The organism is Chitinimonas sp. BJB300, from assembly GCF_002735695.1.
Taxonomy (GTDB): domain Bacteria; phylum Pseudomonadota; class Gammaproteobacteria; order Burkholderiales; family Chitinimonadaceae; genus Chitinimonas.
The window spans coordinates 1-966 of record NZ_PDZH01000323.1; the positions used below are offsets into that span (position 1 = coordinate 1).

A 966-nucleotide genomic window follows, 5' to 3' on the forward strand; every position below is an offset into this window, starting at 1 on the left:
TCTGCAAGGGGAGAACACGGCCTGTTGGCGCATGTTTCCCAGCGCTGTTTATTTATTTGATGGATATCTACTAGATATTTTTTATCTGTAATTTAGATATCTATTAGATAAATAAAATAGCCCCCTCAACCCCAGCTGCTGCTTGGGGTTCAGGGGGTTTCTCTTTAGCTGCTGATTGCGTTGGCTGGGTTCGCTATGTCCCAGTTTGCGTCGGTATGAAAAATCGCTTGGTCTGGTGCTTGAGGATCATGGCATCAAGCAAAGACAGTATCGAACGTCGTTCTTCTTCATCCATCTGCACTATGGCTTCGAATTTGAGGCGCAGCTCATCAGTTGGATCACGCTCGTGCTCATCAAAAACAAGCTCATCCAAACTGATACGCAGTGCCTTGGCCAACCGAACCAAAGTCTCCAGGGTGGGCTGGGCGCTACCGTTCTCGTAGCGCTTGATTTGGTTGACGTGCAAGTTCACAGCATCCGCTAGGGATTGCTGTGTATAGGCCAACTCCTTGCGAATACGGACAAGGCGAGATGAGAAGTTCATCGATATCAACCATGTGATGACGTTACTCATACTGTACCTCCTGGGCTCCTAATACTGTTGACCAAAGCACACTATACTGTACCATAATAAAAACGTTTAATGGTCTTGACAGGTTTTAGAGGAAATCCCGCTTATGGCCCGCATCCCGGATACAGAAATCGAACGCTTGAAAGCCGAGGTGTCGCTGGTTCGCCTGATCGAGGCGGATGGCATCGCGTTGCGCAAGCAGGGGAAGGATTACGCGGCCTGCTGCCCATTCCATGAAGACGACAAACCCAGTCTGGTAGTAACACCCAGCAAGAACCTGTTTCATTGCTTTGGCTGTGGTGAAGCGGGTGGGCCCATCGATTGGGTGATGAAACGACGCGGTATCAGCTTCCGGCATGCGGCGGAATGGCTGCGGACCGGCTTAGGGGACAACC

2 protein-coding genes are annotated in these 966 nt (G+C 50.3%); one reads left to right on the forward strand and one right to left on the reverse strand.

The window, feature by feature from the left end:
• Positions 1-193 precede the first annotated feature (193 nt).
• Positions 194-574 (reverse strand): helix-turn-helix domain-containing protein, encoded by a 381-nt coding sequence (locus CSQ89_RS21640; protein WP_099407995.1) that lies wholly within the window; start codon positions 572-574, stop codon positions 194-196.
• Positions 575-677: 103 nt separating this feature from the next.
• On the opposite strand from CSQ89_RS21640, the gene CSQ89_RS21645 reads away from it, so the two are divergent.
• On the forward strand, positions 678-966 hold a 289-nt coding region (locus CSQ89_RS21645; protein ID WP_233203433.1), incomplete at its 3' end, for a CHC2 zinc finger domain-containing protein.

What these genes read in the sequence shown, in the direction of transcription:
- CSQ89_RS21640 (WP_099407995.1), bottom strand. Translation starts at nt 574, where the DNA reads ATGAGTAACGTCATCACATGGTTGATATCGATGAACTTCTCATCTCGC.